The 25952-nt window shown below is 40.9% G+C and carries 22 protein-coding genes; 14 read left to right on the forward strand and 8 right to left on the reverse strand.

What is annotated here, in order from left to right; all coding sequences use genetic code 11:
* Positions 1–237 precede the first annotated feature (237 nt).
* The 3 genes from G399_RS0119475 (at position 238) to moaD (ending at position 2153) form a co-directional block, all read left to right on the forward strand.
* On the forward strand, positions 238–1257 hold the full coding sequence (locus G399_RS0119475; RefSeq protein ID WP_006015025.1) for a 2-dehydropantoate 2-reductase: 1020 nt from the start codon (positions 238–240) through the stop codon (positions 1255–1257).
* A 150-nt stretch (positions 1258–1407) separates the two neighbouring features.
* Positions 1408–1911, forward strand: coding sequence for a cyclic pyranopterin monophosphate synthase MoaC (gene moaC, locus G399_RS0119480; RefSeq protein ID WP_006015027.1), 504 nt, complete (start codon positions 1408–1410; stop codon positions 1909–1911).
* Entirely contained in the window at positions 1908–2153 is a 246-nt protein-coding gene (gene moaD, locus G399_RS0119485) for a molybdopterin converting factor subunit 1 (RefSeq protein WP_006015029.1), read from the forward strand. The genes moaC and moaD overlap by 4 nt, the downstream gene beginning before the upstream one ends.
* A 53-nt stretch (positions 2154–2206) precedes the next feature.
* Here the strand turns inward: moaD and G399_RS0119490 are convergent, their stop codons facing one another.
* Positions 2207–2884, reverse strand: coding sequence for a TetR/AcrR family transcriptional regulator (locus tag G399_RS0119490; RefSeq protein ID WP_006015030.1), 678 nt, complete (start codon positions 2882–2884; stop codon positions 2207–2209).
* 199 nt (positions 2885–3083) lie between these two features.
* Here G399_RS0119490 and G399_RS0119495 point away from each other — a divergent pair, with 199 nt between their 5' ends.
* Complete coding sequence (locus G399_RS0119495) at positions 3084–4499, forward strand: NAD(P)-binding protein (RefSeq protein WP_006015034.1); 1416 nt, start codon at positions 3084–3086, stop codon at positions 4497–4499.
* Positions 4496–5605, forward strand: coding sequence for a DUF2855 family protein (locus G399_RS0119500; protein WP_006015037.1), 1110 nt, complete (start codon positions 4496–4498; stop codon positions 5603–5605). The genes G399_RS0119495 and G399_RS0119500 overlap by 4 nt, the downstream gene beginning before the upstream one ends.
* A gap of 154 nt (positions 5606–5759) precedes the next feature.
* Here G399_RS0119500 and G399_RS0119505 read toward each other — a convergent pair whose 3' ends face one another.
* The 4 genes from G399_RS0119505 to G399_RS0119520 all read right to left on the reverse strand — a co-directional run bounded on the left by G399_RS0119505 (position 5760) and on the right by G399_RS0119520 (position 12601).
* On the reverse strand, positions 5760–7256 hold the full coding sequence (locus G399_RS0119505; RefSeq protein ID WP_006015040.1) for a DUF3300 domain-containing protein: 1497 nt from the start codon (positions 7254–7256) through the stop codon (positions 5760–5762).
* Between the two features lie 89 nt (positions 7257–7345).
* Positions 7346–7963 (reverse strand): GTP cyclohydrolase II, encoded by a 618-nt coding sequence (gene ribA, locus G399_RS0119510; RefSeq protein ID WP_006015044.1) that lies wholly within the window; start codon positions 7961–7963, stop codon positions 7346–7348.
* A 68-nt stretch (positions 7964–8031) separates the two neighbouring features.
* Complete coding sequence (locus tag G399_RS0119515) at positions 8032–10926, reverse strand: EAL domain-containing protein (protein WP_006015047.1); 2895 nt, start codon at positions 10924–10926, stop codon at positions 8032–8034.
* Between the two features lie 190 nt (positions 10927–11116).
* The gene (locus G399_RS0119520) at positions 11117–12601 is read right to left on the reverse strand and encodes a protein adenylyltransferase SelO (RefSeq protein WP_006015050.1); all 1485 of its coding nucleotides are present in this window, start codon (positions 12599–12601) and stop codon (positions 11117–11119) included.
* A gap of 61 nt (positions 12602–12662) precedes the next feature.
* Here G399_RS0119520 and G399_RS0119525 point away from each other — a divergent pair, with 61 nt between their 5' ends.
* Both G399_RS0119525 and G399_RS0119530 read left to right on the forward strand, forming a co-directional pair.
* Entirely contained in the window at positions 12663–13028 is a 366-nt protein-coding gene (locus G399_RS0119525; RefSeq protein ID WP_006015052.1) for a c-type cytochrome, read from the forward strand.
* 315 nt (positions 13029–13343) lie between these two features.
* Entirely contained in the window at positions 13344–14012 is a 669-nt protein-coding gene (locus tag G399_RS0119530) for a glutathione S-transferase family protein (RefSeq protein WP_006015055.1), read from the forward strand.
* Between the two features lie 41 nt (positions 14013–14053).
* Here the strand turns inward: G399_RS0119530 and recQ are convergent, their stop codons facing one another.
* Entirely contained in the window at positions 14054–15895 is a 1842-nt protein-coding gene (recQ, locus tag G399_RS0119535; protein ID WP_425304087.1) for a DNA helicase RecQ, read from the reverse strand.
* A gap of 194 nt (positions 15896–16089) precedes the next feature.
* On the opposite strand from recQ, the gene G399_RS0119540 reads away from it, so the two are divergent.
* From G399_RS0119540 to glgC, 4 genes are all read left to right on the forward strand, one after another.
* The gene (locus G399_RS0119540; protein ID WP_006015060.1) at positions 16090–16335 is read left to right on the forward strand and encodes a type II toxin-antitoxin system Phd/YefM family antitoxin; all 246 of its coding nucleotides are present in this window, start codon (positions 16090–16092) and stop codon (positions 16333–16335) included.
* A gap of 9 nt (positions 16336–16344) precedes the next feature.
* Positions 16345–16758 carry a type II toxin-antitoxin system VapC family toxin gene (locus tag G399_RS0119545; protein ID WP_006015062.1) on the forward strand — a complete coding sequence of 138 codons (414 nt, stop codon included), beginning with the start codon at positions 16345–16347 and terminating at the stop codon, positions 16756–16758.
* A gap of 101 nt (positions 16759–16859) precedes the next feature.
* Positions 16860–17780, forward strand: a complete 921-nt coding sequence (gene rarD, locus G399_RS0119550; protein WP_006015063.1) for an EamA family transporter RarD — start codon at positions 16860–16862, stop codon at positions 17778–17780.
* 278 nt (positions 17781–18058) lie between these two features.
* Positions 18059–19396, forward strand: a complete 1338-nt coding sequence (gene glgC, locus G399_RS0119555; protein WP_006015065.1) for a glucose-1-phosphate adenylyltransferase — start codon at positions 18059–18061, stop codon at positions 19394–19396.
* Between the two features lie 97 nt (positions 19397–19493).
* Here glgC and G399_RS0119560 read toward each other — a convergent pair whose 3' ends face one another.
* Complete coding sequence (locus tag G399_RS0119560) at positions 19494–20465, reverse strand: 6-phosphofructokinase (RefSeq protein ID WP_006015067.1); 972 nt, start codon at positions 20463–20465, stop codon at positions 19494–19496.
* A 225-nt stretch (positions 20466–20690) separates the two neighbouring features.
* Here G399_RS0119560 and atpD point away from each other — a divergent pair, with 225 nt between their 5' ends.
* From atpD to G399_RS0119575, 3 genes are all read left to right on the forward strand, one after another.
* Positions 20691–22151, forward strand: a complete 1461-nt coding sequence (atpD, locus tag G399_RS21120; RefSeq protein WP_148277485.1) for a F0F1 ATP synthase subunit beta — start codon at positions 20691–20693, stop codon at positions 22149–22151.
* Entirely contained in the window at positions 22141–22362 is a 222-nt protein-coding gene (locus tag G399_RS21415; RefSeq protein WP_006015075.1) for a hypothetical protein, read from the forward strand. Before atpD ends, G399_RS21415 begins: the two co-directional genes overlap by 11 nt.
* Positions 22363–22783: 421 nt before the next feature.
* Complete coding sequence (locus tag G399_RS0119575) at positions 22784–25123, forward strand: DUF262 domain-containing protein (RefSeq protein WP_006015077.1); 2340 nt, start codon at positions 22784–22786, stop codon at positions 25121–25123.
* 12 nt (positions 25124–25135) lie between these two features.
* Here G399_RS0119575 and G399_RS0119580 read toward each other — a convergent pair whose 3' ends face one another.
* A complete protein-coding gene (locus G399_RS0119580) occupies positions 25136–25942 on the reverse strand; it encodes an HNH endonuclease family protein (RefSeq protein WP_006015079.1) in 807 nt (268 codons plus the stop codon).
* Positions 25943–25952: the final 10 nt, after the last annotated feature.

Consider the following 25952-nt stretch of genomic DNA (forward strand, 5'->3'; position numbering starts at 1 on the left):
GCCGATGTGGTCGGCGCGATCAATGTTTTAGAGCGAGGATATCGCTTGTTAGCCTGTGGAGAGTCGGCGCAGTCAGGCCGCTCTGTGAAGCAGGAACCCACCGAAGGTAGGGCGCAGAAGTTGCGTTCACCCGTAGGAATCCCCGCCCTTTAGGGCGGGGAGGATGTCAATACTGCAAATAAGCTGAGTATCGAGTTTATCTAAAGTCCAGCGTAAAAATAAAGGACCACATAAAGTATGCAGCGAAAAATCGCGATAGTTGGAGCGGGTAGCGTGGGTTGTTATCTTGGAGGCTGCCTAACAGCGACTGGTGTTGCTGTTATTTTGGTCGGCAGAGAGCGAATTCAAAAACAACTGACTAGTTATGGTTTACACGTTACTGATTGGAAGGGGCGAGACCAAACGATGCAAATTGATCAGCTACAGTTTTCCCTTTCAATGGACAGTATAGCTGACGCAGATTATATTTTGCTGACTGTAAAAAGCGGTGATACAGAGTCTACCTCTGAGTCGATTCTGCACTATGCCAAAGCCTCAGCTGTGATTGTTAGCTTTCAAAACGGAACTCAAAATGTAGCTACTTTAAAAGCTAAACTGCCGAATCATAAGATACTCAAAGCCATGGTGCCTTTTAACGTTTTAAATAATGGGGAAGGCCAATTTCATTGCGGTACAGAGGGTAATTTAGCTATTGAGGCAAAAGCGGGTGAGTATGCAAGCCTTGTTAATGCACTAGAGCAAGCCCATTTGCCGGTGACATTACATGAAGATATTGAGGGAGTGCAATGGGGCAAACTGATTATAAATTTAAATAACTCAGTCAATGCGCTGTCAGGAATTCCATTGTTAGAGCAAATGAATAATCGTGAATATCGCTTGGTGATGACAAAAGTGATTGCAGAAGCGTTAGCAGTCATGAAAGTCGCCGGTATCAAGCCTGCGAGGACAGGAAAAGTGATTCCAAGTTGGATGCCACACATCTTGGCGCTGCCTAATTGCTTGTTTAAACGAGTGGCTAGCGCAACGCTCAAAATCGACCCTAAAGCCCGTTCGTCAATGTATGAGGATTTTGAACTAAAACGTAAAACCGAAATTGATTTTCTGAATGGCGAAATCGTTAATCTCGCTAAAAAGCACGGTATCCCAGCGCCAGTCAACCAACGTATCGTCAATTTAGTTAAAGATGCAGAGCAAAAACAAAGTGGTTCTCCTATGCACAGTCCTGAGTTTTTGCAAATCGCCATCAAAAATAAGTAAGCTAAAGCGTGTTTCATTTGCTTATTGTGTATGTATTGGTAGCATTGAATTTCGCGTTGTTAGTTGAGGCATAATTTAGGTATAAACTAAGATGCGAGCTGTAAGGTTAACGCTAACTGTAACGCTAATTGTAACGTTAATAGAGGCTGTATGGATAATAAATTGAATACGCAAAGTAAACTTACGCATGTTGACCAAACGGGTCAAGCCAGTATGGTGGACGTGAGCGCAAAAACGCAAACCACAAGAAGAGCGGTAGCGACAGGGTTTGTATCAATGACACTTTCGACACTAGCACTTATTAAAGACAATAACGTTGCCAAGGGCGATGTGCTTGCGACTGCTAGAATTGCCGGGATCCAAGGTGCCAAACAATGTCCATCGCTAATTCCTTTGTGTCACCCGTTAATGCTGTCAAAAGTGGGCGTTGATTTTACTATTGACGATGCTAACTCTCGAATAAATATTCGCTGTGAATGCAAGTTAATTGGTAATACTGGTGTTGAAATGGAAGCGTTGACCGGCGTTTCTGTTGCCGCGCTTACGATTTTTGATATGTGTAAGGCAGCCGATCCAAACATGGTCATTGGTGACATTAAGGTGCTAATAAAAGAAGGCGGTAAAACCGGCGACTGGAAGAGGTCTGAAACATGATAAATATCCGATTTTTTGCCATACTGCGCGAGCGTCTTGGTGTTGATTCGCTTGCTTACGAATACAGCGATGAGAAAACAGTAAATGATATTAAACAAAACATCATTGCCCGTGGCGAACCATGGACATTACTCGCAGAACAAGACGTATTGATTGCACTGAATCAGACATTAACCAGCGCATCAGCGCGGGTAAATGATGGTGATGAAATTGCGTTTTTCCCTCCCGTTACTGGAGGCTAGCGACAGCGTTTATTTACTTTGCAGTGCAACAGATTATTGGCGATCTGAGTTTGCTACTTGGTTTGCGAAGTAGGATATTTAGCGATAAGTGCGTCAATATGTATCGAGATGCCTTCAACTGCCATTTCCTGCCAATGTTGGTCTGAAATCATTGCGCTTGTAGCGTGGTGCTTTAAGCTGACATAGCCATGCACAAATGCCCACAATTCTAGGGCTATTTTTTGCTTTAGAGGCCAAGCTGAGTTGGGTGGCAATATAATACATGAATGACTAACCAAACGCTTAAATGCTTTAGACGACATCTCGCGTGCTTCATCGGAGGGTTCATATTGATTACCGTTTTCACCAAAGATAAGTCTGTAGTGACCCTCATATTCATTCGCTAAGGTAAGATAACCATGAACACCCTTCAGCAGAATTTGTTTAGCCGACAAGCCAACCGTTGAAAAGGCCATAGAATCATACACCATCTGATAACCTTCCATAAACAAGGCATCTAAGATCCCCTGCTTGCCATTAAAATGGCTGTAAATACCAATCGTTGAAACGCCGGCTGCGTCTGCAATTGAGCGTACGCTTAGTGCTGAAATGCCGCCAGCAGCAAACAATTCAGAAGCGGCGAGTAATATCCGTTTTTTTGCATGTAAGCTGTTGGCTTTTCCAACTTTACTAGGCTGTTTGGATGCTTTTTCACTAATCTTTTCGGGACTTTCTATTTTGGTTTGTCTCAACCTGACTCCCTCCTTTTTATCAACCAATAGTCATTACTTTCTTTGCGTTACTTACAAAATACTTACAAATTATTTACTTAATATACATTTTATTGACAGGTATAACAACGTTATGCTTAACTAACGAGCAATAAATCAGGTGCTTTTTAGGCCTGAGAATAATGCTTTTTACCTTCTAAATTTATTAGTGAGAGATACAATGACGATTAAAACGCACATAACAGATTATCTTATTGTCGGCAGTGGTGCTGTAGGAATGGCTTTTGCTGATACGATATTGACCGAGACCGCTGCAAATATCGTCATTGTTGACAGGCATCACAAGCCAGGTGGTCATTGGAACGCCGCTTACCCGTTTGTAACTTTACACCAACCTTCCGCATTTTATGGTGTCAGTTCAAGAGAGCTAAGCACAGGTTGTAAAGATGAGGTAGGTCTCAATAAAGGCTTAAATGAACTAGCCACAGGTGCTGAGGTTAGTGCCTATTTTGATAATATTATGCGCGAGCAATTCCTGCCAACCGGACGGGTCAAGTATTTTCCAATGTGCGATTACAAAGGAGATAGCAACTTTGAATCAATATTAACGGGTCAGAAACATCACGTTGACGTTAATGATAAAACCGTTGATTGCACCTATTTAAAAACGACGGTGCCATCGACCCATACGCCCAATTTTGATGTCGCAGCGGGTGTTAATTTTATGCCCTTGAATGACCTGCCAAACATTCAGACTCCTCCTGCTGGTTATGTCATTGTCGGCGGCGGTAAAACTGGTATCGACGCGGTATTGTTCTTACTTCAAAACGGCGTAAATCCAGATCATATTAGCTGGATTATGCCTCGCGATGCATGGTTGTTAGACCGCCAAAACACACAACCAACAGAAGAGTTTTTCACCAGTTCTATTGGTGCACAAGCGAACCAAATGGAAGCCATTGTCAATTCAACCTCGATAAACGATATGTTTTCGCGCCTAGAAGCGTCGGGGGTATTCTTAAGAATTGATGAGAACGTATGGCCAAAAATGTTTCACGGTGCAACGGTTAGTAAAATGGAACTTACTGAATTACAGCGCGTAAAGAATGTTGTGCGAATGGGCCGAGTTGTCTCAATTTCAGCCGATAAAATCAAACTTCAAAAAGGTGAGATTAGCACTACGCTAAATCATATTCATGTTGATTGTTCTGCAAGCGCGATTTCAAACTTAGCCATGAAACCTATTTTCGCCGAGGGTCTTATAACTCCCCAAACGGTGCGTTCGTATCAGCCTGTATTCAGCGCTGCTTTTATTGCGCACGTAGAAGCCGCCTATCCAGACGATGCGGTGAAAAATAAGATCTGTAATGTTGTACCGCTCCCCAATACCGACTTAGATTGGCTGCGACTCACGGCTGCTTTCTTAATGAATCAGCATATTTGGTCCAAAGATGACGGACTCAGAAAATGGTTGCTGAACAATCGACTAGATGGCTTTAGCAAACTCGTTCGTTCAGTAAAACCAGATGACATGGAGAAACTGATGATACTCAAACGCATGCGCGATAATGGGCAACCTGCGATGGTCAAACTGCAGGGGTATTTAGCTGCAATTCAACAAGGACAAACAGCATGAGCGAATTTCAAGTAAGTAAAAGTAATTATGTAGAATCCAGAATTGTAGACAATGAACTTTCCAATCAAATGTTAGCTGAAGGTGAGGTCTTGGTGAAAGTGGATAAATTTGCGCTTACCGCTAACAATATAACCTATGCTGTTGTTGCTGATAAAATAGGCTATTGGCAGTTTTTTCCTGCGCATACTGCAAGTTCGAATAACAGTGATGATGTGTCAGCTTGGGGGGTATTGCCCGTATGGGGTTTTGCTGATGTCGTCAAATCAACTAACCCTGAAGTGCCGGTGGGAGAGCGCTTATTTGGTTATTTCCCGCCTGCCACTCACTTAATAATGCATCCGACGAAGGTCAGCCCGACGACCTGGATTGACGGATCTGCGCATCGCGCAGCATTGCCAGTGGGGTATAATATTTATCGCAAAGTAGAGTCTGAGCGAGGCTACAATAAAGCCTTTGAGGATGATCGCATGTTGCTATACCCACTGCATATAACTTCATTTGCCTTATATGATTATTTTAAGAGTAATGATTGGTTCGGTGCAACTCAATTAGTCATGATAAGCGCGTCGAGTAAAACCAGCACAGGTTTGGCTTATGGTGTTAAAGATGACGCAAATGCACCGTCGCAAGTTGCGTTAACCTCAACACGCAATCTGCAGATGGTTGCAAGCTTAGGTGTTTATGACAAAACGCTATCGTATGACCAAATACAACAGATAGACGCTACTAAACCGACGTTGATTGTAGATATGTCGGGAAATGGTCAGGTTCTAAACGACTTACATAAACATTTGGGCGATAACATGAAATTCTGCTCAAATGTTGGTGTAACACATTGGAAAGAAATGAAAACAGGACCGGATTTTATCAAGCAACGTAGTGAGTTTTTCTTTGCCCCCTCGCAGCTTCAAAAGCGCATTAAAGAGTGGGGAATGGAGGGTTTTGAAGAGCAAAGTGGTAAATATCTAAAACACTCTTTTACGAAAAGTCGTGAATGGCTAAAAATCACCGATATCAATGGTCTAGACGGTATGTCAAATATTTATGCAGATGTTTGTGACGGGAAAATTGCGCCTGAAGTGGGTCTTACCATTCGGATGCCTTAACCTCTATCAAGAAAAAACGCCTATGCAAAATCTGAACAGATTAGTACCCGTAATCTGGCTATTGCATAGGCGCCTGCGACAATCTTCTGCCATTGCTTTGTCAGCGATCCCTTAAGTTGTCACAAAACTGCTAAGGCGTTGCTATTAACACTTATTATTTAGACCGCTGTACTGTTTTGTTTTTTTGTACACTTTGTCGCTGTGGTCTCGATACTTGCCGCTGCGGCTTAGATACCTGACGCTGCGGTTGCGATACCTGACGCTGCGGTTGTGATACCTGACGCTGCGGCTTAGATACCTGACGCTGCGGCTTAGATACTTGACGCTGCTGTGAGAACGCCCCCCGGTTTGGTTGCGAAACCTGACGCTGTTGCTGCGACACCATATTTCTCTCAGACTGGCGCGAATTAACCGAGTTAAAGCCGCTATCTTTGCGCTGAATTTCTCTATTTTGCACCGGCTTTGGTTGACGCGCTTCGGCTATATCTGTCTTTCTGTATTGCTTTTGCTTGCTATTAATGGTCGCTTTGGAAAATTCACGCTGGGTCTGTTCTACCTTACTGCGCGTAATTTTTCTATCCGAGTTTCTATCCGGGCTACGTACTTTTTGAAACTCACTGTGTTTATTAGTGACCCATGCGTTGCGCTTATAAGCACTGTGTGTTGCTTTGTTGCCTGCATATTTTTGACGTTCAACATGGCGTGTATGGCGTTTTACAGGAGTCCAACGCTGGTATTCTTTATGATGGACACGTTTATACTGCGTATTTTTGTAGTGGTAGGAATTTGCTTTGCGATAAGACCAGTCACGATTAATCGAAATGTAATGGTTACCCCAATTAATTCCACCGAATAGTAACCGGCTACCAATATAGGCCGCTGGAGTAAAAGAAATATAGTTGTGGCGATAATGACGCGCATAATACGGTCTTGACCAACGATATGGCGAACCCAAATGCCAACTTGGTCCATAAATGACAGCGCTATCATAATATGGTACATAGACGAATTCATGGCGTCGCGGCTGAATAATAATGACACGCGTATTTTGTTCGCGCTCAACGACTACCTCTACTTGGTCATCGTTTTGCAAGTTACCTTGCTCATATGCTAATTCACGTAGTTTTTGCACGCGACTTAATACCAGTTCCTGATCATTTTTAAACGCATCGCCTAAGTCACTTAACCAACCTAAGTCGTCGCTCATATTGTTCAAAATGTCTGGGAACGCGGTTAGTGCGATAACTGAAGCATCCCAGCCGTATTTCAGCGCGTCTTCTTGAATTGCTTCAATGGTATTTTGATCTAATCCATTCTTTTCATAATCGTTCAAATCAAATTTCGGGTGCTGTTGAATAAAGCGTGCAGCTTCAATCACTTCAAGTGGATACGTAGATGCAATCAAAATATGGGTCAACAAAGAATCGGGATAAAGTGCAATAGGTGCCAACGCGGAATCAATTTGATCATATTCGCTTTGAGATTGGCTCTCTTGAAATCCATACACTTTATTTGATTGCAACGAGGTCGCTTGGGCATAGTGCATGCCTAAGGTTAACGAGACAGTCAATAAAGCCGTATAGCCAAGTGTTTTTATAACACTTGTAGATACTCTTGGTTTGTTAGTTGTTACTTTTTGATTCGTGTTCATGCCGATATCCTCCTACTTGGATACCTACAGTTATACGCTAAGTAAACTTAACCGAAACTGAATACAAATTGGACTAGTAGTAAAATGGCTTATTTTAGGTGGTCTGCATTAAAGGTATGGCCTAACTTTTCAGTTTTTGTTTTAAGATAACCTTTATTTGCGTCAGTAATACCGTGGTCAATTGGCAGGCGCCTTACAACCTCAATGCCCATGTCGGTCAATGCATCAACCTTTTTAGGGTTATTTGTCATGAGTTCTACGCGTTTCACTTTCAGTGTATCAAGCATGGTTTTGCAGATACTATAATCGCGTAAGTCCGCATCGAAACCCAAATGTTCATTAGCTTCCACGGTGTCATAGCCTTCATCTTGTAGACGATACGCTTTTATTTTATTTAGCAAGCCGATACCACGACCCTCTTGGCGCAAGTATAGTAAAACACCACATCCATTGGCCACGATATTTTGTAGGGCTCTTTCTAACTGAAAACCACAATCACACTTGGTACTGAACAGCGCGTCACCGGTTAAACATTCAGAATGGATGCGAATGGGAACCACATCATTTTCAGCCCATTCACCGTGTGACAATGCAATATGTTCTTGATCGTTAGATGTATCTACGAAGCCATGAATGACAAAATCGCCAAAGTGAGTGGGTAGTTTTGCACTACTCACAAATTCAAATGAAGTGTATGGATTACTCATATTTATAGCTATTTGCCCTTGAAGTAAGCGATATTTGGGGATGAAATTCAATTTTCCAAGCGTTATTGCTATAACGCCCTGCCATTGTACGACACAAAGTCGATTAAAGGTGCAGGTTCTGCAATACAATACCCTTGTGCAAAGTCCAATCCCATTTTCCCAAGCTGCACCATAATCTCATCAGATTCAACAAACTCAGCGACAGTTTGAATAGACATAGCGCCTGCAACATCACGAATGGAGGTTACCATTGCAAGATCAATTGGGTCGGTCAATATATTGCGAATAAAATTTCCATCAATTTTGACATAGTCTACAGGTAAGTTTTTTAAATAGGCATAACTAGAAAAGCCACTGCCAAAGTCATCGATCGCGAAGGTGCAGCCTAAGCGTTTAAATTGCTTGATGAAAGCGATAACGTCGTTCATTTTGATGATAGCCAGTGTTTCCCTAATTTCAAAACATATTTTTTCGGGCGGAATATGATACTTTTCAAATGCGTTAAGCAAGAAAAACTGGAAGTCGTCATCAGACAATGAGTGGCCGGTAATATTAATATTACATTTGGCAAGTTTGTGCATATATTCGGAGTTTGTGTTTAACCAAATAAAATAGTTCTCAATGACCCACTTATCTACTTTATTACTTAAGTTACAACGCTCTGCCGCAGGCATAAAAAATTCTGGGAGCGTCAAGTCACCGGTTTCGGTTCTTAAGCGAATAAGGATCTCATAGTAATCATTGTCATCTGCTTTGTTGAGCGGACGGTAATGTTGAAAATACAGTTCAAATGAATCTTCTTTTAACGCTCGAGTGACTTCGTTAACCCAGTAAAGTTCTCTCTCGTAACTATTTTTTGTGTCCATATCTTTTGAAAACACATGCACTTTATCGCGACCACTTTCTTTGGCAACAATACAGGCTGTGTCTGCAAAACTGAGTAACTCTTCGGCGTCAGTCGCATTGAGTTCATGTCTTGCAATACCGATGCTCACACTTTGACTAAAGCGATGGCGATCCCACTTAAATTCAAAGTTACGTACCTGAGAAAGAATTTTCTCAGTTGTTGCATTAATTCTACTTTCATCACTAAATTCAACAATAAGACCAAATTCATCTGCACTTAAGCGAGCGAAAATCCATTTGGGATCAAACACTTCATATAGTTCATGTGCAAGTTCCTTTATAAATACATCCCCGGCAGCGTGACCACAGGTATCATTAATAATTTTAAACTGATCGACATCAATATAAAACACGGCGAATTTTTGATCGCTAACGTTGCTTTGTGTGATTTTATCATTCAATAATTGCAAGAAGTGACGACGATTATGCAAGCCTGTTAATTGATCGTGCGTATTCAAATACTGCAGATTAATTTGATTTACTCTGCGTTCGGTAATATCGAATAGGCTACCAAAATGCTCTGCATCACCATTGGCTTTTACTATTTGGCTTGAAATTGAAAACCAAAATTCTCTGCCATCAACTCGCTTCCCTCTAAATTCTTTACCTAGGACTGTTCGTTGCGAGGACAACTCTCCTAGTAATAAGTCAGCCTCAACAGGATCCGAAAACAAATCATGTATTTTATGCAAAGTGGCCAGCAGTTGTCGTTCCGACTCAAAACCAAAAAGTGATGTAAAGGCGGTATTTGCGCGCAGCAACGTTCCGTCAGATTTGGCTGCGTATAAACCCTCTGCGGTATTATCAAAAACATCTGCAAAGTGTTGCAGATTGCTAATAATCGTCGCTTGCTCGTGTTCTTGTCGATACACCAACGAATGCTCTCGACTAATAATCGCGACACCAATTAGCATGATCCCAAAGCAAGTAAAGGCAAATGGCAGTGCTGCTGAATAGCTTAGATGACTCGCACCTTGTGCAAATGAGAGCACTTCCAATACAGCAACTAAGCCTATTGCAAGCCAACCACAGAAGTAAATAATAGTGCTGCGCATATCAATCTTAGATCGATACATAAGTGTGGCGAAGAGTTTGCTGACTAAAAACGCAATGATGATGCCTAAAATAGAGATTAATTGCCAAAAGTCGTTGTACAGAAATAACGTAACGATAGGGACTACTAGCAAAATGTAGTGGGCCCGCAACCAAACGCGAGATACCGGTACAAATATATCGCGACCAATCTTAATCGCGGCAAATAAACTAATCGTTAAACTAAAGGCAGTTATTTCAGCAGCAAAGGCGGGTAGGTTAAATAAACTGGGTAGAATACCTTCGGCGCTAAGTAATGTGGTCATCGAGGCAACTGAAAATATCGCAAACCAAAAGCGAGCGGGCGCATTCTTGAGCATATATGTGATTAAGAAGTAGGTTGCTAATAGCGATAAACCACCGCTAAGAGCACCGAGCAAAATGAGTCGAATGCTGCTTTGTTGCTCAAAGCTTTCTTCATCCCATAATTCGACAGGCAAGATTGCAGGACCATCATCATTTATTCGCAAGTACACACTAAGTAGTTGATCGGGACGAGAAGTGAGGGCCATCCTAAAACCATGTAGACCACTGGCCGCGGAATTTGGGTTGGCATTATTGCGCTGAATAGACTGTATAATACGACCTTGTTCATCGACTAAAAAACCATCTATGCGGTCAATAAAGGTATTTCCGGCAATGAGCATGAGCGGAATATTAATATTACCGCTATTTTGAATTTGGAAACGGACCCACAGAACTTTGTTTTCAGGGATGGGGGTGAGCGAAAATGTCCGTTGCCACTGCGTCAGTTGGACCACATCGGACAGCAATAAACCTTCACTGGTGTAGTGCAATACGGCTATGTTTTGCAAATTAATCGACGTAGTTATCTCTTGTGCTTCGACGATATTAATCATATCAGCGGGTGACTGTTCTTGGCAGAAGGCCTTTAGTGGCAGCGCACTCACAGCTATTAACAGTCCAATAATTAAATACTGAGCAAATATTGCTTTCAATTTCATTATGTCCTTTTGCAACTCAAGCCCTATTTTAGTCTTAAAACCGGGCTTGTGTGAAGGAAAAATATATCTGGTTTAACCAATCAAATAACTGATATTATTAATGAAAACGCTTTTCTACATAAGCCCTTACGTTACAGATAATAACTCAAGCTTGCGCTAGTGGATACAAAACAACGACCGGCTTTATGACTTAACTGCTGCATGACAATGAAATACCTTTTTGCGGATTGGCTGGAGGCTCAGAAAAATGCGCAAATTCAGGATGGTCTTCAAATGGCGATGTCAGCACTTTTACGAGTACCTCAAAAATTGAAAAATCATCGTCTTCAGCGGCTTCAATTGCTTCTTGCACTAAGTGGTTTCGTAATACAAATTTAGGATTAACCGCCAGCATTTTTTGTTGGATTTGTGCCCAACTACTGTCTGACAATGAGATCAGGTTTTGTTGTATTTCATGGTAATTAACACACCATTGGCGAACTCGATCTGCTTGCACAAAGTTATCGGATATACTAGATAAATCGAGACTTTCAAGTGATAGTAATTGTTCACTCACTAGTCGAAATGATTGATGGAAATCTGCCTTCTCATCCTCTAAAATAGTCATCCATTCGGCTATCAATACATCAATTTCAGAGACCAGTTGGGCATCATTGATGGTATGTTCATAAAGGCCCAAACGGCGCTTCATTAATATTTGATATTCGTTTACTAGGGTAGTTTCATAGGTCGTTAATACGGCCTTTATTTCGTCAATTTCTAAAAATGGGGTAAACGCATGTGCCAGGGCATTCAAATTCCACAGTCCGATACTGGGTTGCTGATCAAAAGCATATCTTCCTGTATGATCTGAACTGTTACACACATACTCCGGAATAAAATCATCTAGGAAAGCATACGGGCCGTAATCAAACGTAATGCCATGAATAGACATATTATCGGTATTCATTACACCATGGTTAAATCCATAGGCTTGCCACTTTGCAATCATCAAAGCGGTCTTTGTAACAATACTTTGGAACATGTCTCGGTGTGGTGTTGGTGAATTTAAACAACTTGGGAAGTGGTGTTTAAATGAATAATTAAACAAGGCTTCTAGTTGCTGCGGTTGGTTGCTGTGATGAAAATACTCAAAGTGCCCAAATCGTATGTGACTTTGGCACGTTCTGATCATCATTGCACCGCGCTCTCGCTGTTCGCGATGCACCGGTTCGTGACTGGTCAACAAGCATAGAGAGCGACTACTTGGAATGCCTAGAACATGCAAGGCCTCGCCCGCAAGGTATTCTCGAATGGTTGAGCGCAAAACCGCTCTGCCGTCGGCATGACGACTATAGGGTGTTTGACCGGCCCCTTTTAAATGCAAATCCCAAAAAGCACCATTTGGCGCCTTAATTTCGCCTAACAGTAATCCACGACCATCACCGAGGTTTGGATTCCATTGGCCAAATTGATGTCCACCGTACTTTTGGGCAACACTATTTGCTTGTAATTCTCCATTTTCACTAAATAATGCTGATAACAACGCGTCGGTTTCAAGTTCCTTGAGGTCGATACCTAATTCAGCTGCGAGTGATTCATTGCGCACAGCAACTCTGGCGCGGGTAACGGGGAATGGTTTTACGTGGCTGCTAATGGCGCTGAGCTCTGTGGCATAATGATGAAAAAGTTGCATGCTATCTCGTTTGAATTAGTATGCAGTGACTATACGTTAGTTTTGTGCAAAGGAATCAATAATGAGAAAAATAATTAAAAGAAATAAGACAAGAATGTCCTTAAATAAAAAACTTCTTGCACTAATCGTGTTTTCTGTTGCGAGCCTTTCAGCGTGCGCAGATACAATATTACAAGGTGATGTTAAACGAGGCTCAGAAATCTCCGTGGTTTGCGGCATGTGTCATGGCGTAAATGGCATCTCAAACATACCTATCTACCCAAATTTAGCAGGTCAAAAAGAACAATATTTAGTCCTCCAATTAAAAGCATTCCGAAGTGGCGAACGGGTAAATATAGCGATGACCTCGCATGCACAAAAACTAACAGACCAAGATATTGCGGATCTATCAGCTTACTATGCGCAACTCGATCCAAAGCCTCAATAAAACTTTTTAAATCTAAATGACTTGTCAATAAGTATAAATAATCTACTATACAAAAAAATTCAGATGAGCAATGTATTTCCTATCAGTCCCTAAGAACAGTCTCTGCAAAAGATTGTAGTCAGGGGTTTTTGCAGAAGATTTTGTATAAAGCTTTTGTATAAAGCGTTTGTATAAAGCGTTTGTATAAATTTTTTATAGTATTTTTATATAAAGTTTGTTGTAGAAGGCTTTTACATGAGGTCTATGTGAAAGGTTTTGCGGTTGCATAAAGAATCGCAATTAATGGAATAGCGAATTAACACTGAAGGAGAAAATATGTTTCAGTTACACCATTTGAATAACTCACGCTCTCAACGCATCGTTTGGATGTTGGAAGCCGTCGGCGCAGATTATGAGATTAAGGTCTACAGGCGCGATGCTAAAACCAATTTAGCCCCACCTGAGTTGAAAAAAATTCATCCATTGGGCAGAGCGCCTGTGTTGATCCACAACGGTAAGGTGATTGCTGAATCAGGTGCTATTTGTGATTACATCGCGAGGCAATTTCCTGATTCTGGAATGTTACCGGAGTCAAACGCGGATAGCTTCAACGATGTGCAATTTTGGTCGCACTACGCGGAAGGTAGTTTCATGCCTTCGTTGGTAACCAGTATGGTGCTTGAAAAAGCGAGGGAAAAAGTCAGTCCATTTTTTATTCGTTATGTTGCAGACAAAATAATTGATGGTGTAATGGATGCTTACTTTGGTAAAAACATTGAAGCAAATTTAGTCTTCGTTGAAGGCCATTTGGCAGACAACAAATGGTTTGTCGGCGACATACCCACACTGGCTGATGTACAGATGAGTTTTGGCCTTGAAGGTTTATTTGATAGTGGCAAACTTAAGCCTTTTAAGCATATGACGACTTACGTTCAGCAACTTAGAAACTTGCAAAGTCACAGAACCGCAATGGCTAAGATGAAAGAGGCTGAAGCGTCTTTTTAATTAACTGGCACGGTCAGTTAGCAGGGTAATTATATAAGGCCTTAACGACTTCCTAAATAGTCTTCAATAAGCGTAATAAAAGCCTCTCCATATCGCTCTAGCTTAGTTTGACCGACACCGGTGACCCCAATAAATTGGTTCTTGTCTGTGGGCATTTTGTCTGTCATATCTGCAAGCGTAGCATCACTAAAAATGACAAAAGCGGGTACATTTTCTTCTTCAGCAACTTGTTTTCTCAGGTGTTTCAACTTAGCAAATAGCTGGCGGTCAATATTCACCGGCTCTGCTTTGTTTCGTTTGCTCGTATCGACACTTAATTTAGGTACAGCAAGATGCACAATGCGTTCTGCTTTCAAAACAGCGCGAGCCGATTCATTAATACGTAAAATACCAGACAGAGTCATATCAATGCGCAAAAGTCCTTGGTGGATCAATTGCTGAATAATATTATGCCAGTAGTTATCAGATTGGTCTTTGCCGATACCGTAGGTGCTCAATTCATTGTGTTTATTGTCCAGTATCCTTCTTATGCTTTTGCCGCGTAGAACATCAATTACGTATTGTACGGAGGTGTCTTGTTTCAGGCGGTAAACGCATGATAATGCTTGCTGTGCCTGCGTCGTACCTTCAAATAATTTGGGTGGGTCGAGACAAATGTCGCAGTTACCACATTGCTCTTCGCGATAATCTGAAAAGTAGTTTAATAACACTTGTCGCCTGCAAGTTTGCGCTTCAGCAAACGCTTCCATAGCTTCAAATTTATGCATCTCAATATCATATCGATCGGGTGCTGTGCCGGTTGAAATCCACTGTTTAATTCTAGCAGCATCACGTTCGTCAAATAACAATAGTGCCTCTGCAGGCATACCATCTCGACCTGCTCGTCCCGTTTCTTGATAGTAAGATTCAACACTTCGAGGCACATCATGATGCACTACAAAGCGAACATTCGATTTATTAATACCCATGCCAAAGGCAACGGTTGCGATTACAACCTGCAAATCGTCTTTTAGAAATTGAGTCTGTACAAATTCGCGCGTAGCGGTATCTCGACCGGCATGATAAGCATCACACTTAATACCCGCGCTTTGTAAGCGCTGAGTTAGGTCGTCCACTTTCGCTCGGCTATTACAGTATACAATACCGGCAGCACCATCTTGTTGCTTAACAAAGGCAACGACTTGGTCAAACCCTTTATATTTGGCGAGTAGGTTGTATCGAATATTTGGGCGATCGAAGCCTCCCTTAAAAACGAAGGGATTTTCTAGCTGCAATTGATGTTGAATGTCGACTTGCGTGGCATGGTCGGCGGTAGCCGTTAACGCGATAAAGGGAACATTCTGGAACTGCGACTTTAAACGCCCAAGTTGACGATAATCTTGTCTAAAATCATGCCCCCAATGCGAAACGCAATGTGCTTCATCCACTGCAATTAAGCTCACTTTGACCCGTTGCAATGAATTCAGAAAATACGATTTTAATAACCTTTCGGGTGCTACGTAAAGCAGGTCAAGTTCGCCACGGAATAATTGCTCAGTTATTTGTTGAGACTCTTCAGCGTCTTGTGATGAGTTTAAGTAGGCTGCTTTTACGCCTTGGGCTGTCAACTGTTGTACTTGATCTTGCATTAAAGAAATAAGCGGTGAAACAACAATAGTGATGCCTTCGAGAGCCAATGCCGGAACCTGATAACACAGCGATTTGCCGCCGCCGGTAGGCAATAGAATAAGCGCATCTTGGCCATTTAAGATTTTATCAATGACCTCCATTTGGCCTGCACGAAACTCAGCATAGCCAAAGGTATCTTTTAATATTTTTGCACACTTTTGGTAGTGTTGAGTATCGACATTTTCAGACGCTATTACGCCACTTACCTTGTTGATATTCTCGGCAATAGCATTAGATTGTTGTGCAATAAGGCTCAATTTTTATCTCATTCAAATTTGATGTCGGCATTTTACGCGTTTTTGCGCTTGAATTCATGCTGTACTAGCAGACTATTTTATTATTGCTGGGTATTTGCACATTTTAAAAACTGTAGTAATGTAGTTACCTGTATATAAAGTGAGCGATAAACATGAGTGTAGATACATTTACAAGCCGTCAATTTAACCAAGACCCAAGTTCAGTAAAGCGTGCCGCTAAAAACGGACCAGTAAAAATTACTGAACGAGGTGTTGTTGCTTACATGATGATGAGCATTGAGGAATATTTGGAAATAACCGGTAAAACTAGCACTATTTGCGATTTATTAGGTGCGCCAAATACAGCTGATATCGAATTATCGGTGCCTAAGTTCAAAACTACCAGTCAGTCAGCATAAGGGACTACTATGTATTTACTCGATACTAGCGTTTTGTCGGTATTAAGAAGCCCAGGCGCGCAGGATGCAAAACTTGTTGCATGGGCCAGTCAGCAACAGACTTTTAATTTGTATGTTTCATCAATAAGCATACTGGAATTGAAGTTGGCCATCTTACAAAAAAGAAAAACCAGTCCTGGGGAATGCGACGTTTTAAATACTTGGCTACAAAAGCAAGTATTACAAGGTTTTAAAGGTCGGATTGTTGCATTTGATGGCGAAATGGCAGAGTATTGCGCCGCATTGCACGTGCCTAATCCTAAATCGGAAAGAGACGCTATGATTGCAGCTACTTGCTTGGTGAAAAATTTTAGTTTAGTTACTCGCCATCCGTTAGATTACAAGCATATTAAGATACAAACGATTAACCCTTGGGAAGCATAGAGTCGATTATCCTGAAAGGTTGGTAATGCTACGTTTTTCTTGTCCGTATATAGTAAAGAGTGAACTAAAACTCACTCGTATTAACCGTTAAAGAGAGTCAATTGAGCCAACAAAGTTCAGTCCGTTCCGGCGTTATTTTTGCGCTTTGTGCCTATACAATGTGGGGCATTGCACCCATCTACTTTAAAGCACTTGCCGATGTTCCCCCGATCGAAATATTAATGCATCGCGTAGTTTGGGCATTCGTATTACTGTCGTTTTTGATTGTTGGCTTGCGTCATATTGGTAAAGTGAAAGCGGCTATAAAAAGTACGCGAGTGCTGATTACCCTGATGGTGGCAAGTACCTTACTTGCATGCAATTGGTTTTTGTATATATGGGCGGTTAATAACGACTTTATTCTTGAAGCAAGTTTGGGCTATTACATTAATCCGCTAATTAATGTGTTCTTAGGGCGTCTATTTTTGGGTGAAACCTTGCGAATGACGCAAAAGGTCGCCGTCGGTGTCGCCGTTACTGGTGTCTTGATCATGATTTTTAATTTTGGTTACGTTCCGTGGATTGCCTTAACGTTGGCGATGAGTTTTAGTATTTATGGACTACTGCGCAAGCAAGTCTCTGTAGACTCATTGCCTGGTTTGTTTATAGAAACTTTATTTCTGTTCCCCGCAGCCATTATTTATTGGCTATTCTTTGCCACTCAAGTGTCCGATTTAAGCAATAATACAAGCTCACTGAATGTTTTATTGTTACTAGCGGGTGTAGTTTCAACGGCTCCGTTACTTTGCTTTACCGCTGCGGCTCGACGTATTCGCTATTCAACCTTAGGCTTTTTTCAATATATTGGCCCCTCGTTAATGTTTGTTTTGGCGGTGACCCTTTATAATGAGCAACTGAGCACTGCACGTTTAGTGACTTTTTGTTTTGTTTGGGTGGCATTAGCATTATTTACTTTCGACACATTCAAGCATTATCGAAGAGAGATGAAAGAAAAGAAACTAGCAGCCTTACGTCCTGAATAGCAGACTAATACATGTCTTCACGATAACGCCCTTGAGCCTTTAGTGTCTGTATGTCGACATCTAACGGTGCAAGGATTTCGTCAATCACATGCGTAACAATTGATATGGGTCAAGTTATTTCTTTAAAACTTATGTTTAATGGAATGTCAAAACCATCACCTACTTTGCCTTAATTAGTGAGAATTGGCAGATAGGCGTAACATCATTACACGCTTAAAAAAACTAATTTTTTGCCGTTGCGTCAGGTTTTTTAACCACTGTATTTTTAGAGGTTTTATATGGCACATTTAGAACAACCCAATATTAATCAACTTGCAAATGACACCTTAGTAATAATCTTAGCTGGAGGCCAAGGAAGTCGCTTACATGAACTAACCTACTCACGCGCGAAGCCAGTTCTTGAGTTTGGTGGGGGATGTCGAATAATTGATTTTCCACTATCAAATTGTGTTAATTCAGGATTTAAGAAAATTGGCGTAGTTACCCAATATAAAGCCCAAGGTCTGATTCGACATCTGGTTAATGGATGGGCGAAATTCAATCAAAATTTTGGTGAGTTTTTAGAGTTATTACCAGCATCGCAACAACATTCTGAAAAATGGTACCAAGGCACGGCAGACTCGCTATTTCAAAACATTGAGTTTATTAAATCGGTAATGCCCAAGTATGTATTAATCCTGTCGGGTGATCACATCTACAAAATGAACTATCAGGATATACTTGAGAAACATGTTAAAAGTGGCGCTCAAATGACGGTCTCTTGTATTGAAACGCCGCTAAAAAAAGCCGCTGGTCAATTTGGGGTGATGAATGTTGATGATGGTGATTTGGTGCTGTCATTTGAAGAAAAGCCCATTGCGCCAAGTGGTTTACCCGATAAGTCCGGTCATGTATTGGCGTCTATGGGAAATTACGTATTTAACACCGATTTCTTGATTGAGCAATTACAAAAAGATGCCCTTGAGCATTATTCTAGCCACGATTTTGGAAAAGATATTATTCCTAAAGTGGTAGCTAAACAAAAAGTACAAGCTTTTCGTTTCTGCACACCCAACGATAATAAAGTCCCTTATTGGCGTGATGTAGGAACCCTAGATGCTTATTGGGAGGCCAATATGGCCTTACTCTCCAGCCAACCTTCAATTGATTTGTGTGATACTAAATGGCCTATATGGAGCACCACAGGTTGCCTTCAACCAGCTAGGTTTTTAGGTAGTAATGCAACGTCGACAGGACGAGTTTGTGATTCGCTTATATCCGCAGGATGCATCATACATCCCTCAGAAATACTCAAATCTTTAGTCTTTGAACATTCTACAGTTGGCAACAATGCACATATCTCTCATTCAGTTTTATTACCTAAGGTTAAGGTAGGAAATAACGTATCTATTAAAAATGCAATTATTGATAGTAACTGTGTTATCCCAGATAACTTGGAAATTGGTGAAAATAGAAAAGAAGATTTAAGGCGAGGGTTTCGAATCAGCAGCAATGGGATTGTATTGGTGACACAAAAAATGCTGCAAAACTTAACTATAAAACAAAGGACCTATTTACCAATACAGCATCTTAACGCCGCTGATTTATTAAAAGGCAAGGTAAGCCAATTGAATTGAAAAGTTTGAACGTTAAAACGTGAACGTAATAAAGCGGTGGCTGTTACTGAACATTGTCATTATGGTCATTAACAGTTTGCAACGTTAGCTGTCGTTGTTATCCACAAAACAGGGTTAAAAGATCTTTCAGCTCAGTATTAATCAGATGTTTTTTTACAAGGCCTTCAAAAGGACTTAACGACGGTTTATTGTTGCAAAAACCGGCGATTTTACCCGACTCCCCTTCTATAAGGGCTGTTGTTGCAAGTACGCCTAGCCGGATCCCTAGCATACGGTCTTGAGCCGAAGGATTGCCGCCCCGCTGTATATGACCCAGTTTGGCTACTCGTAACTCTATGTGAGGATTAACGTTCCTAATTTGTGACATTACTTCTTCAACTCTCAGGGCATCACCTTCGGCTACCACTACGATAAACGCGTCTTCGCTGTCGTAATTCTTGATCTTATTTAAAAGATAGGTGATATCTTCATCACTTTCAGGGATCAGTATTGAGTCTGCGCCACAACTAAGGCCAGAATATATACCGATGTAACCAGAATCTCGGCCCATGACTTCAACTAGAAATACTCTGTTATGAGATTCTGCAGTATCTCTTATATTATCAATACACTTTATTGCTGTATTGACCGCTGAATCAAACCCGAGCGTGTAGTCAGTGCCAGTAATGTCATTATCTATGGTGCCAGGAATGCCAATAAAAGGAGTGTTGCCGATGTTTGCTAGCGACAACATACCTCGAAATGTGCCATCGCCACCAATGGCAATAAGTGCGTCGAGATTATTTTTTTGAACTGTTCGTAAGGCTTTTTGTTGCCCCAGTGCAGTCATGAAGCGATCACTACGAGCGGTTTTTAGGAGTGTGCCGCCAAGATGCATTATTCTTTGCAGTTGCCTAGAATTCAGCGGTATCAAATCATTATCTATAAGACCTTCAAATCCCCGACGTATGCCGCTCAGTTTAATGCCGTAGCTTTCAGCTGTTTTAGCCACCGCAAATAATGCTGCATTCATTCCAGGAGCATCACCACCCGATGTGAAAATACCGATATGCTTAATTTTGCTCACCATAATTATCTGTCTACTATTATTGCTTCACGTAGTTATACACCAAGCTAACACGGAGAGTAATAAAGGGGTAATACTTATAGGACATTGATCATTGTTGCCAGAAATTAGGCACGTCGATAAATTAGCTTAGCTAAAATAGGTAATCTTGATCAAGGTCAATAGTAAGTAACTGAACCACGGTAACATTACATTTAAGCATAAACAGGTAAACAAAGACGCACCACAATGTTTAATTGTAAAAACCATTCATCCAATATATCCAGCACACAAGCGATGACTTTTGGCAAAGTGATAGCAGTGCGTGGCGGCATCGTGGACGTCAAGTTTGAAGTTAACTTACCGCATATAAGAACGATTTTATTTGCTAACAATAACAGCGTCGTTCTGGAAGTATTAACCCAGCTTGATTGTCAGCGGGTTAGAAGCATTGCGTTAACCCCCACTCAAGGACTAGCTCGCAACATGCCGGTGACAAACTCGGGTCATCCCTTGCAAGCTCCGGTTGGAAACCAAATCCTTTCGCGTATGTTTGATGTATTTTGTAACGCTATCGATGGGCTTCCTGCTCCAATTGATACTCAGTGGCGCAGCGTGCACCAGACTCCACCCCCATTAATAGCAAGATCCAGCCATTCTCAAGTATTTGAAACCGGTATCAAAATAGTAGATGTCCTTTCTCCCTTAGAAAGAGGAGGTAAAGCAGGGTTATTTGGGGGGGCAGGTGTTGGCAAAACCGTATTATTAACTGAAATGATACACAACATGATTGAACACCAAAAAGGCGTTAGTATTTTCTGTGGTATTGGTGAGCGCTGTCGTGAAGGTGAAGAGCTCTATCGCGAGATGAAACAAGCCGGCGTGCTAGACAACATGGTGATGTTATTTGGGCAAATGAATGAGCCACCCGGTAGTCGTTTTCGTGTCGCTCAGGCAGCGTTAACCATGGCAGAATATTTTCGAGATCAAGAACATAAAGATGTATTGTTGCTAGTAGACAATATTTTCCGCTTTATTCAAGCAGGCGCCGAAGTATCGGGCTTGATGGGGCAAATGCCTTCAAGGATGGGTTACCAGCCAACTTTGGGTACCGAACTGGCCAGTATTGAAGAGCGTATTGCCAATACGGAATTTGGCTCAATTACCTCAATTCAAGCGGTGTATGTTCCCGCTGATGATTTTACTGATCCTGCCGCGGTGCATACATTTTCACACCTTTCAGCTTCTTTGGTGCTTTCACGCCAACGTGCCAGCGAAGGTCTATTCCCTGCAATCGATCCCTTACAATCGAGCTCGAAAATGAACACACCATGCATAGTAGGCGAACGCCACTATGCATTGGCCCAAAAAATTCGCCAAACGTTGGCTAAATATGATGAGCTTAAAGACATTATAGCGATGTTGGGCCTAGAGCAGTTGTCGGTAGACGACCGAGATCTAGTTACCCGCGCACGAAGGTTGGAACGTTTTTTCACTCAACCTTTTTTTACCACCGAGCAATTTACCGGTATGCAAGGCAAAATGGTCGGCTTAAAGGCGTCCCTAGACGGTTGCGAGCTCATCTTAAATGGTGAATATAACGACTATCCAGAAAGTGCACTGTATATGATAGGCGCCATAGATGAAGCTCATTTGCCGCAAAAATCAGACAATGAAAACAGCATAAAGGTGCAATCTCATGTGGCTTAAAATACTTATTCCCTCGCGCATCTTTGTACATAAAATAGAGGTGTTGCGCATTGTTGCCGAGAGCACAAACGGTTCTTTTGGCATATTGGGGCAGCGCCGTGATTGTGTTGCCAGTTGTCGGCATGGAATTAAGTTTGTGACTTTTGATATTTTGCAGGCCTTTAGAATTAAGGCCTCTATTTTAATTAAGTTTGTGACTATTAGAGAATAATGTAGGTAGACTCCATTTAGTCTGTGGAATAAAGTTTGTGACTCGACTCACAGCCCCTTAAAAATAAAAGAAACCAACCATATCAAACATTAATTAACTAAGTTGGGTGAATAAAATTAATTGACCTGAACGTAACACAAAGTGTTTTGACAATGACTGACAAAAACGTATCTGAGGGGTCGTTGATGATATCGTGTTTAATGCTCACAAATGACACATGTTGTGTGAACACTACAATTTATGGATTTTCGTCTTCAATTTTCCTTAAAAACCTCCGCTACCCCAATGAATTCTAATAGTCGATTAGCGGCTAATTCTTTATTTCATATAGACAGCGACGCACTTCACAGTTTGTATTGCCTTTTAACGGATGGTTTCATATTATATCGCTAGAGTTTTAACACTGACTAGAAGCATTTTAATGGAAGAAAAAAACGTACCTGTAATCGATTTAGCCGATGCATTAAAAAAACACCTGAATGCTCGCCCTGTAACAAAAAAGATTAATACTTTATTACAGGGAAAGCGTAAAACTATTAATTATCGCCCAGATTATCAACGTAATTATGTTTGGGACGATGATAAAGCTACCTTTTTTATTGAAAGCATCTTGTTGGGAATCGAAATTCCACCTTTGATAATGTTTATATCTGCCAGTGACAATAAAACTTATGAAGTTATTGATGGGCGACAACGATACGAAACTCTGGTTCGTTTTTTCAATAAAGAATTTAAACTAAGTAAAAAGGGGTTACGTAGTTTAAGTGGACTTAAAGGGCTTCATTTTCAAGACCTCAAGCCTGAAGCTAGACAAGTGTTTTTGGATACCACAATACGCACTATTGAATTCTCTACGATAGGGGAGCATGCCAATCAACAAGAATTGGAAGACTTGATTAAAAAAGAAATTTTTTGGCGTTATAATTCAGGTATTACACCACTAAAGACACTGGAGGTGCAGCGAGCTCTTCATTTAAAAGATAATTTCACTGAGCTAATGGATGAAGAATTTGCTGAAGCTCCTTTATGGCTAACTCATTTTAAACGGGTATTTTTTGCAAAATCCTCGTCTTTACCTTTGACGGACGCAGAGTGCCAAGCCAAAATTCGTGAATTACTGGTGTTAGAGCATTTTCCAATTAATATATATGCCAGCACCTCAGGAAGAAGGGACAAAGTAGAATGGCTTTATGAACTATATATCGAAGGAAATGAAGATAAAGAGGCTATTTTAAAAGATTTCATTACTAAGGTGGATTGGCTGAACAGATTGTTTGATGAGCTAGACCAAGACCAATGGATGATTTATCAGGGAGTCTATTGGGCTCTCGTTATCATTGAGCAAAGTGGAACTGATTTTTCTGTTCTTTTTGATTCCTCCACTATCGAACGTCTAAGCACAGCAATCAAAGATAAGTTAGAGATGTTTACTGGAGATAATAGAGGCCTTTCCCGGATAACTAATCTACGCTTCCAATATTTGGCAGATTTTTTTAGTGAAGAACTATTTGTTATAGGAGCCGCTAAAGTTGATTTTCAGCCCTATTTAAAAAATCCACTCAAAGCAAAAAGAAATGAACAGGAAGAAAAAGATATAGAAGAAACAATGAATCAGCTAGATAGTATGCGATTAAACCGCCCTGACGCGGTAACGATTACTATTGAAGATATCATTGCAGATATGAGCAGTACTCGTTTTATGATCCGGCCACCGTATCAGCGACAGGAAGTCATCAACAACAAGAAAGCTTCCGGGATCATAGAAAGTATGTTGCTTGGCATTCCTTTACCAAGTATTTTTGTTTTCCGTCGTAAAGATGGTGTTTGTGAAGTTGTTGATGGTCAGCAACGCTTACTATCGATATTGGCTTTTATTGGAGAGTCATATATTGATGAAAATGGAACAGAGAGTTTTTCAAATCATCCTCACTATAAATTGTCGAAGAGTATTCGTGTGTTAAGTAAACTTGGTGGTGAGAGATATCAAGATTTGGATGAGGGTTTTCAGGATAGCATCCAGGACTTTGAACTATCCGTAGTATATATCGAAGAGAAACTTAATGAGCTTTTCGACCCTATTGATTTGTTTATAAGGTTAAACAACAAACCTTATCCCGTTAAAGATCACTCCTTTGAAATGTGGAACTCTTATGCTGTGCGTAGCTTTATCGATGAGATCAGGATAATGGAAAAAGACTGTCGTTCCTGGTTTCATTATCGCAAAGATAGCATTCGAATGGAAAATGAAGAATTACTTAGCGTGTTTTCATTTTTAAGTTATGCGTCTAAGAATGATAAAAATGATATTTTTGAGCGTGTAGACGTATATAATTGGGCACCAAGGCCCTTAACCTTTCGCTTACCAAAACTATTGATTACTGAATGGCTTGAGATGACGAATGGACTTCAAAATGGCCAAGCAATTGAAGATATCAAAGCCAGTATTGCAGACGTAAAGGTTTTTATTAACAAGGCGATGCTATTGACTCATAGCCTACAAGAAGGAACACTAACTGAAGCAGAAGCGTTTAATATTTTACTCGGGGTAAAAGGAAAAACACGATTACAAAAACCATTTTATATCTTGTGGTTTTTATTGCTAGGTTTAGAACAATCTCTGGTTGAAAAGCAGGCGGAAAATATTGCTGCTGAAATTATAACTTTCCTTGCAGATAAACATGCGTTGGATAAAATTGAAGGAAGCACTGCCAAAGATATTTTCAAATTCGAGGTTGAAGCATTCTGGGGCCGATTCAGTTAGAGTGAATGAAGTTTATTCGTTCAGCAAGGGCACTACTTGTGGATAGTCGTCCTGCAGCAATTGATAGTACTCTTGTAATAGGTAGTGAAAGTTTGGGCTAACGATGGTTTTTTTGATCAACCTCACATCTTTATCGATGTGTTTTTCTATTTCTGGGAGTTGTAATTTTTTTAACATCGTTAATCCCACTACTATAGACTCAAAGCATTGCCTTAAAACACTAATTTTGAGTGCCCGTTCTTGTCCCGTTTCTATAGCGTTCATCAACGTCTTTATTTGGCTATTTTTAAATCTTTTTTGCCAATACTTGTTATTACGCATTACATTTTTCAAACCATATTGTCCGCTAGACTCAAGATAGATAAGCTGCTGACAATCACTTTTCTCACAAGGATTTAATAATGGATATTTAATATCCTCAAATTCTAGTTTTAATTGATTGCAAGGCTTACATGACCAAATATAATTTATCCAATCGTAAACTTTTTCCGGATAAATGGCCTTTGGCAAAAAATGGTCTACATCCCCCTTACTTGCAAATACCCTCTCACCTTCTTCATTCAGTTCGTCGACTATGTCAGCAAAAAGAGAAGGGGTGGGTAATGCATTACCACAATAGCCACAATTATTATGAAAATCGTTGATCAGTTTTAACCTGATATCATCTTTACGCCAGTGGCCATCGGTCGGTTTTACTGGGTGTACATTTTTAGGGTCGTCGCTTTTTATCCATCTATAATAATCGATCCATGGTTGAGTCCAACTTTCTGTACTATTTTCCAATAACTCAGGTAATTCACTGCGCTTAATATAATGCATTGAATTAAAC

This window comes from Brumicola pallidula DSM 14239 = ACAM 615, from assembly GCF_000428905.1.
GTDB lineage: Bacteria > Pseudomonadota > Gammaproteobacteria > Enterobacterales > Alteromonadaceae > Glaciecola > Glaciecola pallidula.